General features: G+C 32.1%; 12 protein-coding genes. 9 read left to right on the top strand and 3 right to left on the bottom strand.

Translation table 11 applies throughout. From position 1 onward, the window contains the following. Positions 1-13: 13 nt before the first annotated feature. From J2Z44_RS15830 to J2Z44_RS15845, 4 genes are all read left to right on the top strand, one after another. On the top strand, positions 14-517 hold the full coding sequence (locus J2Z44_RS15830; protein ID WP_021282587.1) for a kinase: 504 nt from the start codon (positions 14-16) through the stop codon (positions 515-517). Positions 518-735: 218 nt separating this feature from the next. Beyond that, positions 736-3,183, top strand: coding sequence for an excinuclease ABC subunit UvrA (locus J2Z44_RS15835; protein WP_021282588.1), 2,448 nt, complete (start codon positions 736-738; stop codon positions 3,181-3,183). Then, complete coding sequence (locus J2Z44_RS15840; protein WP_021282589.1) at positions 3,180-4,109, top strand: serine hydrolase domain-containing protein; 930 nt, start codon at positions 3,180-3,182, stop codon at positions 4,107-4,109. The genes J2Z44_RS15835 and J2Z44_RS15840 overlap by 4 nt, the downstream gene beginning before the upstream one ends. Positions 4,110-4,571: 462 nt before the next feature. Beyond that, entirely contained in the window at positions 4,572-5,783 is a 1,212-nt protein-coding gene (locus J2Z44_RS15845; protein ID WP_209649798.1) for a winged helix-turn-helix domain-containing protein, read from the top strand. Between the two features lie 321 nt (positions 5,784-6,104). On the opposite strand, the gene J2Z44_RS15850 is transcribed toward J2Z44_RS15845, so the two are convergent. Together J2Z44_RS15850 and J2Z44_RS15855 are read right to left on the bottom strand one after the other, a co-directional pair. Further along, positions 6,105-6,851: a MerR family transcriptional regulator gene (locus tag J2Z44_RS15850; protein ID WP_021282592.1), complete on the bottom strand. Its 747-nt coding sequence runs from the start codon at positions 6,849-6,851 to the stop codon at positions 6,105-6,107. A 40-nt stretch (positions 6,852-6,891) separates the two neighbouring features. Further along, positions 6,892-8,112, bottom strand: coding sequence for an MFS transporter (locus J2Z44_RS15855; RefSeq protein WP_021282593.1), 1,221 nt, complete (start codon positions 8,110-8,112; stop codon positions 6,892-6,894). Between the two features lie 369 nt (positions 8,113-8,481). Between J2Z44_RS15855 and J2Z44_RS15860 the strand changes: the two genes are divergently transcribed. Together J2Z44_RS15860 and J2Z44_RS15865 are read left to right on the top strand one after the other, a co-directional pair. Beyond that, positions 8,482-9,051 carry a GNAT family N-acetyltransferase gene (locus J2Z44_RS15860; RefSeq protein WP_021282594.1) on the top strand — a complete coding sequence of 190 codons (570 nt, stop codon included), beginning with the start codon at positions 8,482-8,484 and terminating at the stop codon, positions 9,049-9,051. 406 nt (positions 9,052-9,457) lie between these two features. Continuing rightward, positions 9,458-11,224, top strand: coding sequence for a M3 family oligoendopeptidase (locus tag J2Z44_RS15865; RefSeq protein WP_021282595.1), 1,767 nt, complete (start codon positions 9,458-9,460; stop codon positions 11,222-11,224). A 400-nt stretch (positions 11,225-11,624) separates the two neighbouring features. Here the strand turns inward: J2Z44_RS15865 and J2Z44_RS15870 are convergent, their stop codons facing one another. Then, on the bottom strand, positions 11,625-12,284 hold the full coding sequence (locus J2Z44_RS15870; RefSeq protein WP_021281661.1) for a FusB/FusC family EF-G-binding protein: 660 nt from the start codon (positions 12,282-12,284) through the stop codon (positions 11,625-11,627). 1,002 nt (positions 12,285-13,286) lie between these two features. On the opposite strand from J2Z44_RS15870, the gene J2Z44_RS15875 reads away from it, so the two are divergent. The 3 genes from J2Z44_RS15875 (at position 13,287) to J2Z44_RS15880 (ending at position 15,949) form a co-directional block, all read left to right on the top strand. Beyond that, a complete protein-coding gene (locus J2Z44_RS15875) occupies positions 13,287-13,583 on the top strand; it encodes a CD3324 family protein (RefSeq protein WP_021281663.1) in 297 nt (98 codons plus the stop codon). Between the two features lie 309 nt (positions 13,584-13,892). Then, positions 13,893-14,021 (top strand): hypothetical protein, encoded by a 129-nt coding sequence (locus J2Z44_RS21875; RefSeq protein WP_021281664.1) that lies wholly within the window; start codon positions 13,893-13,895, stop codon positions 14,019-14,021. Between the two features lie 131 nt (positions 14,022-14,152). Next, on the top strand, positions 14,153-15,949 hold the full coding sequence (locus tag J2Z44_RS15880; RefSeq protein WP_021281665.1) for a GNAT family N-acetyltransferase: 1,797 nt from the start codon (positions 14,153-14,155) through the stop codon (positions 15,947-15,949). Positions 15,950-15,973: the final 24 nt, after the last annotated feature.

Raw genomic sequence — 15,973 nt, forward strand, 5'->3', positions numbered from 1 at the left:
GAGAGGTTAATAGATGGATAAAGCATCAAAGCTAATAATCCTAAGAGGTAATTCAGGCAGTGGTAAAACTACAACGGGTAAGGCCTTGCAAAAGAAATTTGGACAAGGCACAATGCTAATTTCACAAGATGCTATAAGAAGAGAAATGTTATATGTGAAAGATGGACCAGATACAGAAGCAGGTGAGTTATTAAAGGAACTTGTACAATATGGGAAGAACCACTCCAAGATTATAATTTTAGAGGGTATTTTAAATTCTCAGTGGTATAGTAAACTCTTTGAAAATTTACATGAGGAATTTGGAAATAGAATTTTTGCATATTATTTTGATATACCTTTTGAAGAAACTTTAAATCGTCACAAAGAAAAACCTAATGCCCATGAATTTGGAGAAAAAGAAATGAGGGACTGGTGGAAGGAAAAAGATTTATTGGGCATCATTCCTGAGGTGTATATTCATAAGGAATTAAGTTTAAATGAAGTAGTGGATATGATTTATGGAGAAGTTACAAAGTAAAGTTTCAAAAATTAAGTGGTTTTGTAATATAGGAAACTAAAATTGTCAAATAAAATAAATAACCTTAGCCAAGAATAGTTCTTAGTTAGGGTTATTTTATTTACATAAAATTCAATAGCAAGAATATTATGCCTATATTATATGTTATAATAAACTGGATAAATATGATAAATAATGCATGTATTTGGATAGGATTGGTCATTGGATAAGAGGTTTCTATGTTCAATCGAGAATTTATTTATCTATTAGAATTGATAGTATTTCAGGGTGAAGGGGTAATTGTTACAGTGAAGGATTTTATTGAAATAAACAATGCAAGGATTAATAATTTGTGTGGTGTGGATGTAAGGATTCCTAAAAATAAACTTACAGTGATTACTGGGGTGTCGGGAAGTGGAAAGTCAAGCCTTGCTTTTGACACTTTGTACGAAGAAGGGAAAAAGAGATATCTGACTTTTTCAGGTTCACAGTTTATTGTGGATAAGAAAGAGAGTTTTGATAGTATTACAGGGTTATCACCAACTGTTGCAGTGGAACAGAGGATTATTCGTCAAAGTAATCCAAGGAGCACAGTGGCAACCAGGATTAATCTTGATGCCATGCTAGCGGCTCTTTTTGCTCATTATGGAGAAATTGATAAACAGTATGATGATGGAACCCCTCTTCAGATTGCGAACTTTCAAAAAGGTTCACCTAAAGGCATGTGCACTAGATGTCGTGGAGCAGGAGCTGTTTTTTCGGTAGATGAGGATTCCATATTTCAGGATATGGATATGACAATTGAAAATCTCTTTGGTGGAAACCAAACTCACTATAATCATTTCTACATGAGATTTGACAAAATCTATGGTGTAAATAGAAAAAGAACTTTAAGGTCCTTAAGCGAGGAGGAATTTCGTCTCTTTAAGTACGGAGATGGTGGAGGCTTTGCTGGGGCAACTGGATTTATGGGAGTAGTTCCATGGCTCATGGAAAGTTATAAATATCATAAGGGTCGTGGAAGAGAAAATTGGATTACTAAACTTAGTTACGTAGGTATGAAGACTTGCCCTAAATGTCAGGGTGTTGGGTTAGGAACTGCAGCTCTTCATACAAGGATCGGGGGTAAAACCATAAGGGAAATAGAGGAGATGTACATTGGAGATATATACAATTTCTTAAACACCTATGGAGGAGGAAAGAATCCTTTGGTGGATAAAATCCTAAAGAGTTTACAGGGGCTCTCAGAAGTTGGACTTGGTCATCTTTCCCTTGCAAGAAAGATTCCTACACTGTCAGGAGGGGAACTACAAAGGGTCTTCTTGGCTTCCTATATTAGGGCAGCTATGGATTCCATTATCTTTGTATTTGATGAACCTACCATAGGACTTCATGAGGTAGAAAAGGAGAGTCTATTTAAGCTTCTAAGGAAGTTAGTGGAAGATGGCAATACCGTTGTTGCTGTAGAGCATGATGAAGGCTTTATGAGGAATGCTGATTATATTGTTGATATGGGACCAGGTGCAGGGATAAATGGGGGAAGAAGGATTTTTCAAGGAACCTATGAGGATTTTCTGCAGTGTAAGGAATCAAGAACTGCTCCTTATTTAACCAAGGAGGCTGGGTTTTACATTAAAGAAAAATACCGAAGCCTAGAGGATAAAAAGGTGTTGCGAATTGAAAATGCTAACTTACACAACTTGAAAAACGTAGCTGTGGACATCCCTTTAGGTGTAATGGTAGGAATTGCTGGGGTATCTGGAAGTGGAAAATCAAGCTTAATATCAGATACTTTAGTTCCAAGGCTAAAGGAACTTTTGAAAAACAACTGTGTTCTAGAGGATGAAGAGTATGAGGTTGAAGAGGTAACTGATACTATAATTACAGGAACGGAGCATCTCAAGGCTTGTTTTATAATAGACCAAAAGCCAATAGGGAGAAACAAGACCTCTTGTCCTGCAACTTATATTGGCATTATGGACAAAATTCGAAGTCTTTTCGCTGCAACAGAGTCAGCAAAGGAAAATGGGTGTACAGTTTCCATGTTCACAAGGAATTCAGAGGGAGGCTGTCCTAGATGTAAGGGAGAAGGCATAGTTCATCATTATGTGGGCTACGGAAGTTTCATGGACCTTGTTTGTGACGATTGTGAAGGCACTGGGTATATAGATAAAGCCAGAGCTATTTTACTAGAGGGTAAGAATATTTGCGATGTTTTAAATATGAGTGTTGATGAAGCAGAGGAGTTTTTTAAGGATAAGGATGAAGGAATATGCAACGTTCTAGGGATTTTAAAGGAGGTGGGCATGGGTTATATTACTCTTGGACAATCTATACCTACCATTTCAGGAGGGGAAAGCCAAAGAATAAAGCTGGCAAAGGAACTTTCGCTAGGTAGGAAGACTTCGAAAAAGAAAAGTAAAGGATCTCTTTATATTCTTGATGAACCTACAACGGGGCTATCCTTACACGATACTGAAAGGCTGCTCACACTTTTAAATGAGATAGTTGAATGTGGTAATTCTGTTATTATTACAGAGCATGATGTACATATGCTTGCAAACTGTGACTATATAATAGAATTAGGAAAAGGTGGAGGAAGAGAAGGCGGAGAAATTATTGCTACAGGCACACCAAAGGAGCTGAAGGAAAATAGTTCCTCATTGATAGGAAGGTACTTACCATGAATAAAGATATGGAATTAGATGAATATATTAAAACTAAACAATACAAACTAGTAAATTCTGTGCTCTTATGGAAAGATGGCAAGGTAATTGTGGAACGGTATTATAATGGTTATACAAAGGACAGCAGAAACGTGATCCGCTCTGTGTCAAAAAGTATTCTTTCTATAGTAACAGGAATTTGTCTTGATAAAGGTCTTATAAAAGGTTTGGATGAACCTTTGTGCAGGTATCTAGAGGACTTTAATCAAGGAATCCATCCTTACCATAGGGGCATTACCCTAAGAAACCTTTTAACCATGACCTCTGGTATCTATTGGGTAGGTGGTGTACATTATCATTGCCCACAGCTTACTGTTCTTCGTAAGAGTCCAAATTGGGTAGAACATATTTCAGAAACGGATATGGTGCAGGTTCCAGGTTCAAAGTTTAATTACAGCGAATTTGATGTGATTTTGCTCACTGCGGTGTTGGAGAAGGTAGTGGGGGGAGATATTTTCTCATTTATAAATGACAACCTGTATAAACCCTTAAATATAAAAAGTGGCTTATGGTGGAGAAGTAGCTGTGGTATTGCTTATAGCTGTGCAGAAGCAGGAGAAGGAAATGGCGGGGATAAGGAAAGACCTTCAAATTTGACAGCCCGTGAAATGCTAAGTTTAGGTCAGCTTTTTCTTCAGGGTGGTGTATATGAGGATAAACAAATTGTTTCTAGTAAGTATATTAATGAAGCAATCTCTCCATCAAAATGTAATCCTAACTATGGATATCTGTGGTGGCTAGGGAAGGATTTTTATGGGTGCAGAGGATATGGAGGTCAAAATATTACTGTGGTGCCCAATGAGAAAGAAATATATGTAATTCAGGCAACACCAACCGCTAGAGGTAAGGAATATGACGATATTATTCAGTTTCTCAGAAAAAGTTGATACATTTTCGATAAGCAATTATCATAGCATCAACATTAGTGTTATTAAGCTTTACTGCAGCTTTTAGAGGAAGTTTCCCAATTGCGTATACTAATTTTATTGCTGCTAAAAATAACGAAAATAGAGGTGGATTAGTAAAAATCGATACTAGTCACTTGAGGAAAATATAATTATATAGATAGTATCTTTAGCACATTCTATACAGTAAATATGAAGTTGTAATAGGCTATAATTAAGATAGTTCTGAGGTTGGTAAAGAAAAATTAATGGTGAGAAGGGAGGCTATGCAGGCGTTACCTTAAATCCTAGAAGAAAAAATGATATACCTTTCATTGTTGAGCTTAAAAAGGATGAATTGCCAGAAGTAGAACTGAATCAAATCAAAGAAAAAAGTATAATGAAATAGGATGATTATTATTTTAAGAGAAAAAATTAGTTATAACTTCTGTTGGAGAGGGTTTTATGGAAAAAATATATTTATCAAAAGAACAGTTGAGAAAGTTTTTAATTATTTATCAAGGATTACAAAACCCAAAGGTATTTAAAGGATATGAAGGGATTAAAGAGTTTGTTAAAAGAGTTGGGTGTTTACAATATGACCCATTAAATGTAGTAGGAAGAAATATAGATCTTATACTACAATCTAGAATAGAAAACTATAAACCAAAGATGCTAGAAGAACTTATGTATGAGGATAGAGAATTAATAGATGGATGGGACAAGATGATGTCTATCTATTCTGTTGAAGATTGGCCTTATTTTGAAAGAGTAAGAGCCAGGAGGAAGTCAGAAATAGAAGAAGTGCTCAGATGTCGGAACTCAAGAGAAGCAATTACCTATGTTGACACCATAAGAAAATACATAGGAGACAATGGCGCTTGTTTACCTTCTAAAATAGACTTAGGAGGAACTAAAAGTGGTACATGGGGACATGGGAAATTTTCTAGTGCAGCTATGGATTATATGTTTAATATTGGGGTTTTAGGAGTTAAGGAAAGGAAAAATGTTCAAAGGGTTTATGACCTAATTGAAAATACACTTCCAAGAGAAATTTTGCATATGAAAGATCCATTTGACTGTGATAGAAGCTTTTATAAATGGTACTTCAAAAGAAGGATAGGTAGTATTGGAGTGTATTGGGATAGAAATGGTGGCGGTTGGCTAGGTCATTTTGTTTCAGAAAAGAAATTAAGAAGTGAGATACTACAAGAGTTGTGTTCTGAAGGAGAGCTCCTTAGGGTTGAAGTTGAAGGAGTTAATGAGAATTTTTATATAAGATCAGAAGATTCACATCTGCTTGTAGGATTGGAAGAGAATTTTGTTGAAAAGGTATCCTTCTTAGCTCCCCTTGATAATCTTCTTTGGGACAGAAAGTTAGTTAAGAATATCTTTGATTTTGAATATACCTGGGAAGTTTATGTTCCTGTTGCTAAAAGAAAGTATGGATATTATGTGCTTCCTGTATTATATGGAGATAGAATAATAGCAAGGTTTGAGCCAGAAATCCATAGGGGTGAGGCACCCTTAGTAATAAGAAATTGGTGGTGGGAAGATAGCAATGCTGTAACTGATGAGGTTGTTAGAGAAGTTATTTATAGCTTTAAAGATTTTTGTAGATTCTTAAACTCCAGTGGATTATCAGATGAATCTTACAAGGTTATACTTGGGAAATAAAGATTAATAAAGAAAACAAGCTCTTACTACTTCAGCTAATAGCTAAAGTAGTCTAATGGTGCTACGAAACTAGCAATGAATATTAATGAGGTCAGGTAGCAATAGGAAAAGAAACTCTTTGGATGAATTTCTTTTCCTATTAGCATAGAAGGAGAATATTTAGTTTGTGATACCCTGAACCGTACCATAAATGACGTAGACTTTCATTGGAAGACAATAAATGTAGGGTGCTTGGAGCACCCTATCATGATTCAAGCTACATATACAAATAATAGTGCTATTTAATTAAATATAGTAATTAGTCAATTGTGAATGAGGCAACTATTTTAATGAAGCATAAGCTTCTGCTGCAGCATAGAGATAATAGCATAGCCCAACTTGCTGAGCTTCAAGCATATTTCTATGAAAATCATCTTCCAAGAAAAACTTGGCTTGCTGAGCAAATGATTCAGCATCTAAACTTATACCATTATCATTCAAGAAAGTAATATGATTTTTCAATAGATTTTGCAATCCCTCATCTGTAATTTTTATGCCACTTGTGAGAGACTCTGAAATAGATTTAAGAAATTGTTGGGCTTCTTCTGCTTTTTTATTTAAATCTTCAACATCTATATCTTCAGTCTTCAAAATATCATAATCATATTTATCCTCAATGTACTTCTTTTGTTTTGAAAGAGCATTTTCCCATTCTTCTTTATTTAATCCTTTAAACATAGCTGATTTATCCATAATCTCACCTTTCTTTGTTGTATTTATTGAGTTTTCTATAGTTGTTAATAATCTAGCTATTCTCTTCTTTCTAGCTAATAATAGTTCCTTCTGTTCTGTCAGGCACTCAAAACGGTTTGGCTCATTGTCCATTGCTTTCTTAATATCCTTAAGAGAAAAATCAAGCTCACGGTAAAATAGGATTTGCTGTAGCTTTTCAAGTTCATGTTCACCATAAAACCTGTAACCTGCATCACTAATTTCACAAGGTAATAAAAGTCCTATTTTATGATAGTGATGAAGGGCTTTTACAGTTATCCCTGTTAACTTCTCTACTTCTTTTACGCTATATAACATCGTATACCACCTCAATTAAATTATTGATTAAAGTTTTTGTCTAAACAAATGCTTTATCATCAGACTCATTATCAGGCTTTAGGTTTGGCAATAGTGTAGAAACCATAAATCCAACAGAAAATAAAAGTGAAGCTGTAATATATACTGTTGAAAGTGAAGTTATTTTTACCAATATGGTAGTAAAACTCATTGCAATTACCATAGAACCTGTCATCAGCGGTGTTGTTATCCCGTTGATCCTGCCTATAAACTCAGCTTCAGTGTTTTGTATTATCATTACATTATTTCCTATAAAAATACATGGTTGAGTTAATGAAATAAGAAATTGTGCAGATAATGTAAGATACAAATTAAAGGATAAACCTAATATCAATATACCACTAGCATTACATAATAGTCCAACAAGCAGCAGTTTCTTATAAGATACTTTTGATGCCAATGCAAATATAAACATTCCACCTAAAATTTCACCAATACCATACACTGTTGTTAACCATTGAACTGCCTCCTTTGGAAGTCTAAGTTTTTCCGTAACAAGGAATATTGTAAGTGGTGAAATAAGTCCTACAGCGAGTCCTAATATTAATAGGCAAATTCCTGAAAGCTTTAAAATTTTTCTAGAAAACATATAACGAATACCGCTGAGCATATCTTTTAAAACAGAAGCAGGCATATCACTTTTTTCTATGAGTATATCCTTTGGAATAAAGGTAAGAACTCCGGCAGAGAATAGAAAACTAATACATACAATTGCAATAGATGCATTGATACCATAGTTTTGATAAATAATTGTACCAATTATAGGGCCAAGCACAGTAAAGAAAGAGTACATAGTCTGAACTGCAGACATTGTCTTTTGAATTTGTTCTTCTGGTACAAAGCATTTAAAGAGCTTCATGCCAGAAGGCTGAGAAAATTGCGATAAAATAGCGGAGAAGAAAGTTGTAAAGAAAACTGCTTTCCAGGAACCAAAGCAAATAGTTATAAAAATTAAAAATACTGATCCAGCGCTTAGGAACTCGCACCAAAGTAAAGTTTTTTTTGGCTGCCATCTATCTGACAATGTTCCTCCAAGAATAGAAAAGATAAAAATAGGAACATATTCTGAAAGTGATATTAATGTTATAGCAGTTGTATTTCCATGAGTTTTATCCATTACAAAGAGTAGTATTGAAAAATTTCTTATCCATATCCCAAGTTGAGAAAATAAACCAGATAATAATGATACTCTAATTAATTTATTATTTAATATACTTGACATTCCTTTGCCTCCTTTTAAAATTCAAACTACCTAAATAAAAACAATAATATTTTTATGTGCACATATTTTGTTTACATTGTTATGGTAAGGTATCCTGTAAGGTAAGAGTCAATAGAAATGTTAAAAAGTTTTCAAGTCAGAAATTGTTATAATAGTCTACGGTATCTCTGGTGCGGTGAACCATATCATAAACAATACAGTATGCTTTATGATTATATAACTTTAAATATTTAATGATATAATTTATAAAGGTGCAATTTAAAATAATATAGATAGAATTAAGTTTAAATGAAGTAGATAATATGATCTATGACGAGATTATAAAGTGAAATTTAAAGGGGATAAAAAAGTTAATTTGGGGGTAAAGAAATGGATTTTATGAGTATTAGAAGAGAATCTGAAAGACTTGTGGTAAGGCCAATGAGGCACACTGATTTTGAAACTATTCTGAAGGGCCTAAAAGGCCAAGCACCAAGACAAAATAGACACGAAGAGGAAACTGAGCTAACGGATATTTTTACAGAAGATTTTTGTAAAGAAACTGCAGATAAGCTAGAACAATATGCAAAAAATGATAGGTGCTATGAGTTTAGGGTTTTCAAAAAGGATGATGGTAGTTATGTGGGTGGAGTTATCGTAAAAACTATTAAACGAGGAGGCTTTCAATGGGCAGAGGTTGGATATTGGCTGCTTAACCAGCATTGGGGGAAGGAATATGGAAGTGAAATGGTAAAGGTTATGAATGATATAGCTTTTAAGGAACTTGGCTTCCATCGATTAGAGGCTCATATAAACTTAGATAACATAGCTTCTCAGAAGACAGCGGAAGCAGCAGGAATGAAGTTTGAGTGTATAAGGCAAGGATTTATTCTCGAAGATGATGAATGGACTGATAATATGGTTTATTTTATAAATAATACAAATTTTAGAGAAGTATAGTCATATTAATTTAATAGAAAGTATTATTGAGGCTTAAAGAAAAAATCTTTAAGCCTTTCTTTATTTTATTAAACTTCTGTGTAGTGGAAAAATGCTACGATAGTAAGTTATAAGTAGACATATCCGTTTGTAAGATATGATTTATAAGAAATGCTTTATGCCAGCTACCATAAAAAGAATTATAAATAAAGAACACTTGACTAAAGTAGATTTTTTAAGAGTAATCAAAGCATCTACGTTGGAACATAATTTGAGTAAATCAGAATGATATGGTAAAATTAAACAAATAACAAAAATGAATCCATTAATTAAGTCTCATATTATATTATTAGGAGTGTTGTAAATATGTAAGAAAGAATCAATGAAAAGTTTAAATTGAAAGTTATATATAAGGAGATGTTAGTTAATGGATTTAACGTGGAACTTAGATAAAATTTATACTTCATTTGATTCTGAGGATTTTAAAAATCATATGGAATTGATTAAAGAGTATATAGACTCTCTAAAAGGATTAGATATTCATAGTTGGGAAAAGGATAAAAGCTGTGTTTTAAAAATTGAAGAGTTTTTAAAAACTATTAATGAGTATAAAAAGATATATTCAAGATTATATTCCTATGCATACTTGGTTTTAAATGTTGACTGTGAGAACGTGAAAGCTATGAATACATTAGACTATTTAGAGAATATGAATTCAGAACTTACTAATACATTTATAAAATTTAGTTGGTGGCTTAAGAATGTTAAAGATTTACATGGGATAATAAGTGCTTCTGAATATCTTTCAGAACATGAATTTTACCTTAAGGAACTTATGGTAAAGTCAAAGTATTTGCTAAGTGATAAAGAAGAAACTATTATTTCTAGGATGAAAAATACTGGATCTAAAGCTTGGGAAAGACTTTATATGGAGTTAATAGGTACCACTGAAGAGAGTGTTACCATTAATGGAAAAGTAGAAGCTGCAACAATAGCTGAGCTTAGAAATATGCTGTATGAAAGTGATGGACACTTAAGGAAAATAGCTTATTATAAAGAAGCTGATTTATGTAAAGATTTATCACAAGTTTGTGCAAAATGTATAAATGCAATTAGTGGGGAAGCTTTAGCTATTTGTGAATTAAGGGGGTACAACTCACCCTTAGAAAAGGTTTTAATAAATTCAAGAATGGATATTGAAACTTTAAACACTATGATGAAGGCAATACAAGAAGCCTTGCCAGTGTTCCATAAGTATTTCTTAAAAAAGGCTGAAATCTTAGGATATGACTCCAAGCTTCCTTTTTATGAAATATATGCACCAGTATCTAAAAGCACCAGAAAAGTAACTTACAAGGAAGCTAAGGATTTAATTGTATCCAGCTTAAACACCTTTAGCGAAAACCTTGGTAGTTTTTCAAAAAAGGCTTTTGAAGATAAGTGGATTCATGCTGAGCCAAGTAAAGGAAAAGGTAATTTTGGTTTATCAGTAGATATTTTCCCAATAAAAGAAAGTAGGATAAGCACTAATTTCAGTGGCAACTATGTGGATGTAAGCATATTAGCTCATGAAATTGGCCATGGGTATCATAGCTCTAAACTTTATGAAGAAACTATGGTAAATACTGATTATCCAATTCCTATTGCAGAAACAGCTTCAATTTTCTGTGAAACCATATTAAATAATGAACTAGCAAAAATATTGCCTGGCAGTGAAACTCTAACAATTCTTGAAAGAAGTATTTCAGATGCTGCATACTATATTGTAGATTTTTACGGAAGGTATTTGTTTGAAAGAGAGCTATTCAACAGAAGAAAATCAGCACCGCTGCCTCTTGAGGAATTAAATGAATTAATGATTCATTGTATGAAAGAAGCCTATGGTGATAGTATTGAAATTGAAACTATTCATCCTTACATGTGGATGAATAAGCCGGGATATTTCATGGTTGATAATGAATTTCTCAACTTTCCATACTCCTTTGGAATTTTATTTTCAAAAGGCTTATATGCAGAATATATAAAAAGAGGTCAAGGGTTTGCTCATGAATATGATAAGTTTCTAGGTAAAACAAGCGTAAATACTGTTGAAACCCTAGCAAGAACAATGAATATTGATGTTCAGTCAATAGAATTTTGGAGAAGTTCTTTAAGTCTTATTGAAAGAGATATTGAAAAATTTATCTACATCTAATAAGCAAGAATACTGATTCATAATAAGTATAGGTTCTAAAATGTATCAAAGCCATAGACAAATGGAGATAACTCCTCATTTATTTATGACTTAATTACAGTGTTCTAAGATGGATATTCATTTTTCTACCATATAGGGTTCCATGATGGAATTTTAACTTATTCATCCTCATAAACCCTTAAGGGAACCAGTGTAGGACTCATGTATAAGATAAGTTTAAACTCTGGTTCCCTATAACAAAATCTTAATTGAGTTAAGGCAATTATAGTAGAATACCAACCAAAATAGATTTCTTTTGAAAGGGTCAATTTGATTATAAATCAGCAGCAGCTTCCATATATAATTAAAGCATTAATTTTCACTTCCAGTACATATAGCAAAATATTTTAATACTAAATTATTATCTTATGTTATTAACATCTTTTAAAAGTTTCTCAAGGTTCTCGATAGATACAAGCTGTTCATTACACTTCTTGCTATTTAAGCAAATATCAAAGCCTATGGAACGATAAGCCCCTTCTGAGGTATTAGCTGTTTTACAAATAGGAGAAACAAAACCTACTTCACTGGGTCCACCTTCATGATTACAAAGGATACATCTATGAGCATTATTTGAGGTTTGATTTGCAATTCTACAAGCCATACCTACAAGCTTTCCATCCATATTGTAAGCTATAAATAATTTTCTAATGGACTCATCAATCCAACCTAAATATACATTCTTTAAGTTCTGCAGCTCTTGGCTTGGCAACTTATATTTCTTTTCCTTCTTAAACAATCTACCAATTTGAGCATTTGTAATAACTGGCATCCCATATACATATTCATTTAACTCATCTAAATATTTATCAATGTGATAGGGTTTATTTATTTTGCTAATATCTAGTAGCTCTTTTTCTTCCACTGATAAATCAGTAAAAATACTTAGCATCTTATCCTGTATATATCCTTTAATTGCTTCAATAACATTAATATCTACACACCCTATAAAAGCATCACTTAAGTCCGATAAACATTTTTTTATATAATTATACTCATGTTTTTTTATAAAAGCCTCCATAGAAGCAACACCTCTTTTCTTAAAAATTTCCAAACAAAACATTAGGCTTGTCCAAGGCATCTTTTTGATACGGTCAATAATACATGCTTAGTGCAGCAGGTTTTCAGATGCTTTAGTTAAAATTATTCATATAATCTAAAGTCTATATATGGTATTATTCATACTTGAACATTAGATAGCTAGAATAATTATAAAACCATTCAATAAGAATATTGTTGTTGAGCCATAACTTATTTATTTGTTTTTTACCCTCATAGGGAACTAGGAATGATAAACTTCAAAGACTAACCACAATAAAATCATAACAGAGCTAAGAGAAGCTCTTCAATCTAATTAATGGTTCTGTAATGTTTAAGAGCAAAATATTATGTAACTTGTCTTATAGAGATTTAAGGGAATAGGGAATATATAAGGGTATAAGGGATTTAGGTGGCTGGGACTTACTGGAAATAAAGTATATTTAAAGGCGGTACAGGTGAATATGTAGCAATTTTGTGAGAGGAGTTGCTTAGAAATAAACTAAAGTAGGATACTTACCACTTTGTTGAAATTAAAACTTCTTCCAAAGTCTTTTGAGAAGAGGAGTTTTATAATTATTAAATTGATATTACTGGGAAAACCTTGTATAATGTAATTGTTATATTTAAACATAATTAGAAATAAGTATTTTTGAAAGGTATAAATAATTATGATTTGTAAAAATGAATCGGGATTAAGATATACTCCTTGTGAAGGCCATAAGAACTAAATCGGCTATGCTTTGCTTGGAGGGGACTTTATTAAAATGGCTGATGTTGAATTCTATGGTACAGTAAGTTCTTTTTTCATGTATATTAAAGAGCTTTATTTAGTGTACAGATTTTCAGCATCATGTTAGTTGATAAAGACTTTTCATATATTTGTTTCTTCGTATATTAAGGGAAACTGTTGCAAACATAGCTTTGTAACAGTTTTTTTGGTCTTTGCTTCAAGAAAAAATAAATTTTTCGAAGGAGTAAAGATATGAAATATATTAATGCACATAATATTTTACCTAAAGATATAATTAAAGTAATTCAAGAATACGTGGATGGGGAATATTTATATATACCTAGAAGAGAAGAAGAACAAAAGAGATGGGGCGAACGGAGTGGCTCAAGAGAAGCCTTAAAAAGAAGAAACATAGAAATATATGATAAATATAGTAAGGGAGCTAAGGTTATGGAACTTAGCGAAGAATATTACCTTTCAGATAAAAGCATAAGAAGAATTATTAGTGACCAAAAGAAAATAATGTTGAAAGTAAGTGGTGACCCATAGAGAGAGGCTTCACGGTATTAATAAGCTGCTTTATATAAGCGCTTGAGAGTATTTCTTAAGGAGTAAAAACAAGCATTGGATATACCTTTAAAGCTAGATTTAAGTTAATCTGATTAAAATATTAGAATTACTGCAGCTATTTTATGTTAATTAATTATGCTATAAATTGTAAAATAAGTTAAAGATACTCTTTATATATTGTAAAGGGTATTTTTTATTGTTATCATTAAATATATGTATATATTTACAGCAATACCAGTATATTCAATGATAGAAATGTAAAACACTACTTATGGGGGGATAGTATCTATGATTTCTATTGAAATAAAGTATAATTCAAAGGACACCTTTGAGTTAATGCAGTTCATTACTAAAAAGCTTTATAAAATTAATAGCATCTTAGTAAGAGTGGTACAAACCTCTTTTACACTTCTTTAGGAATAAAATAAATAGATAAAATGGAGCAGGTAAATTGACTTAAAATAATTTATCTCCTTTTAATTAAAATTATTAGTTTTAGGTATTTGTAAAGAATTTTACACTACCTTAACTTTCATTGGGGGAAAAGAATGTATAGTTATACAACTATTATTTTTGATTTAGATGGAACTTTATTTAAAGCTAATACAGTATTTATAGATGCCATTAATCATTTTTGTATATCAAAAGGAATTGAACCATTTGATAACGAAAGACTTCTTAAACTTATAGGTAAACCATCATCTGCCATATGCAGAGAATTGTTTGGGGAAAGTTTGAGTAAAGAAGAAGTTCAAGATATTAGAGCAGAAATTAAGGTTAATGAAGACAAGCTAATTAATAAATCAGCACAGTTATATGAAGGCGTTAAAAAAATGTTAAGTGATCTTCAAAATGAAGGATATACCGTAGGAATTTGTACTAATGGCAGTAGTGAATATATGAATAAAATATTATCTCATTTTAATATAGAGGAATATTTTCAAATTAAAAAGCCAAGAGTAGAAGGCTTAGAAAAATTTCAAATTATAAAGCAAATACTAGATGAAAATGCAATCTGTAGTGCCATTATAGTTGGAGATACTTCAATAGACTTTGAAGCAGCAGATGCAGCTAGATGCTTATCTGTAGGTGTATCATATGGTTATGGTGGAGATGACTTTAAGAAATCAGATTTTATTGCAGATAACCCAGCAGATATACCTAAGATTATTAGTAAGATTAATGGGATTTACAAAGAAATTGCAGTGCAAATTATTAATAAAAAACAAAGCAATAAACCGATGATAGTAGGCATTAATGGTGTGGATACAGCTGGAAAATCAACATTTACAAAGGAACTTGCTAGATACCTTTTTAAGGTTGGATTTAAAAGCCAAGTTATTTCTATAGATGATTTTCATAATCCATCAAACATAAGAAATAAGGAGAAGGATCCTATTATTTCTTATCTCAATAATGCATTTGATCTTGCTAAAATTGAAAATGAAATCATGAAGCCTATAGTTAGTGAAAACAAATTAGATACAGAACTCCTGCTATTAAATCTTGAAAGGGATGAGTTTGTCAATGATAAAAAGTATGTTGTAGATGAAGATACTATAGTGCTATTTGAAGGAGTACTACTATATAGACAGCCCCTTAATGAATATTTTCATATGAGGATATTTATAGATATTTCCTTTGATGAAGTACTAAAAAGAGCATCAAAGAGGGATTTCAGTTTACTTGGTGAAGCTGTCATTGAAAAGTATAACAGAAAATATATACCTATTCAAAAATTATATATGGAACAACATAACCCTAAGGAACTAAGTGATATTATTGTTGATAATAATGATTATTTGAATCCTATAATTATCAAAACTCCCAGTGTTATTAAGAAAAAGTCAACCAGCGTACAATTAAAGAAATTGGAAGAAGAGCATTTAGATGAGATAATTAGAATGTTACAAGATGATGAAGCAAAAGAAATGTTAGGTGTAATTGAACATCCATCACTTAGTGATTACAAGGGGAAAAACAATATATCCTATGCCATAGTAGACGAGAACAATAAGTTTATTGGTATTGTAGAGTTATTTAATATTTCATGGAAAAACAGGCGTGGAGAACTTAGTATTGCTATTGAATCATCAATGAGAAGCAAAGGTTATGGTTATGATGCGATTAATAAAATATTAGAAGTAGGATTTTTAGAATATGGAATAAATCGGATATGGCTAAGAGTTCTTGAAACAAATATAAAAGCTATAAACTTATATAAGAAAGTTGGTTTTTCTCAAGAGGGTATTTGTAGAGCTGAAAGTTTAAGAAAAGGACAATTTATAAATCAGGTTCAAATGAGTGTCCTTGCAAAGGAATGGATAAGCATCCACATGAAATAGATTGATATAAGGTAAAAGGGGATA

It is taken from the genome of Clostridium punense, assembly GCF_017874425.1.
Lineage (GTDB): Bacteria > Bacillota > Clostridia > Clostridiales > Clostridiaceae > Clostridium_J > Clostridium_J punense.

Bases quoted from the DNA above. Each gene is read 5' to 3' on its own strand.
- J2Z44_RS15830 (WP_021282587.1), top strand. From the start codon at position 14: ATGGATAAAGCATCAAAGCTAATAATCCTAAGAGGTAATTCAGGCAGT.
- J2Z44_RS15835 (WP_021282588.1), top strand. From the start codon at position 736: ATGTTCAATCGAGAATTTATTTATCTATTAGAATTGATAGTATTTCAG.
- J2Z44_RS15840 (WP_021282589.1), top strand. From the start codon at position 3,180: ATGAATAAAGATATGGAATTAGATGAATATATTAAAACTAAACAATAC.
- J2Z44_RS15845 (WP_209649798.1), top strand. From the start codon at position 4,572: ATGGAAAAAATATATTTATCAAAAGAACAGTTGAGAAAGTTTTTAATT.
- J2Z44_RS15850 (WP_021282592.1), bottom strand. From the start codon at position 6,851: ATGTTATATAGCGTAAAAGAAGTAGAGAAGTTAACAGGGATAACTGTA.
- J2Z44_RS15855 (WP_021282593.1), bottom strand. From the start codon at position 8,112: ATGTCAAGTATATTAAATAATAAATTAATTAGAGTATCATTATTATCT.
- J2Z44_RS15860 (WP_021282594.1), top strand. From the start codon at position 8,482: ATGGATTTTATGAGTATTAGAAGAGAATCTGAAAGACTTGTGGTAAGG.
- J2Z44_RS15865 (WP_021282595.1), top strand. From the start codon at position 9,458: ATGGATTTAACGTGGAACTTAGATAAAATTTATACTTCATTTGATTCT.
- J2Z44_RS15870 (WP_021281661.1), bottom strand. From the start codon at position 12,284: ATGGAGGCTTTTATAAAAAAACATGAGTATAATTATATAAAAAAATGT.
- J2Z44_RS15875 (WP_021281663.1), top strand. From the start codon at position 13,287: ATGAAATATATTAATGCACATAATATTTTACCTAAAGATATAATTAAA.
- J2Z44_RS21875 (WP_021281664.1), top strand. From the start codon at position 13,893: ATGATTTCTATTGAAATAAAGTATAATTCAAAGGACACCTTTGAGTTA.
- J2Z44_RS15880 (WP_021281665.1), top strand. From the start codon at position 14,153: ATGTATAGTTATACAACTATTATTTTTGATTTAGATGGAACTTTATTT.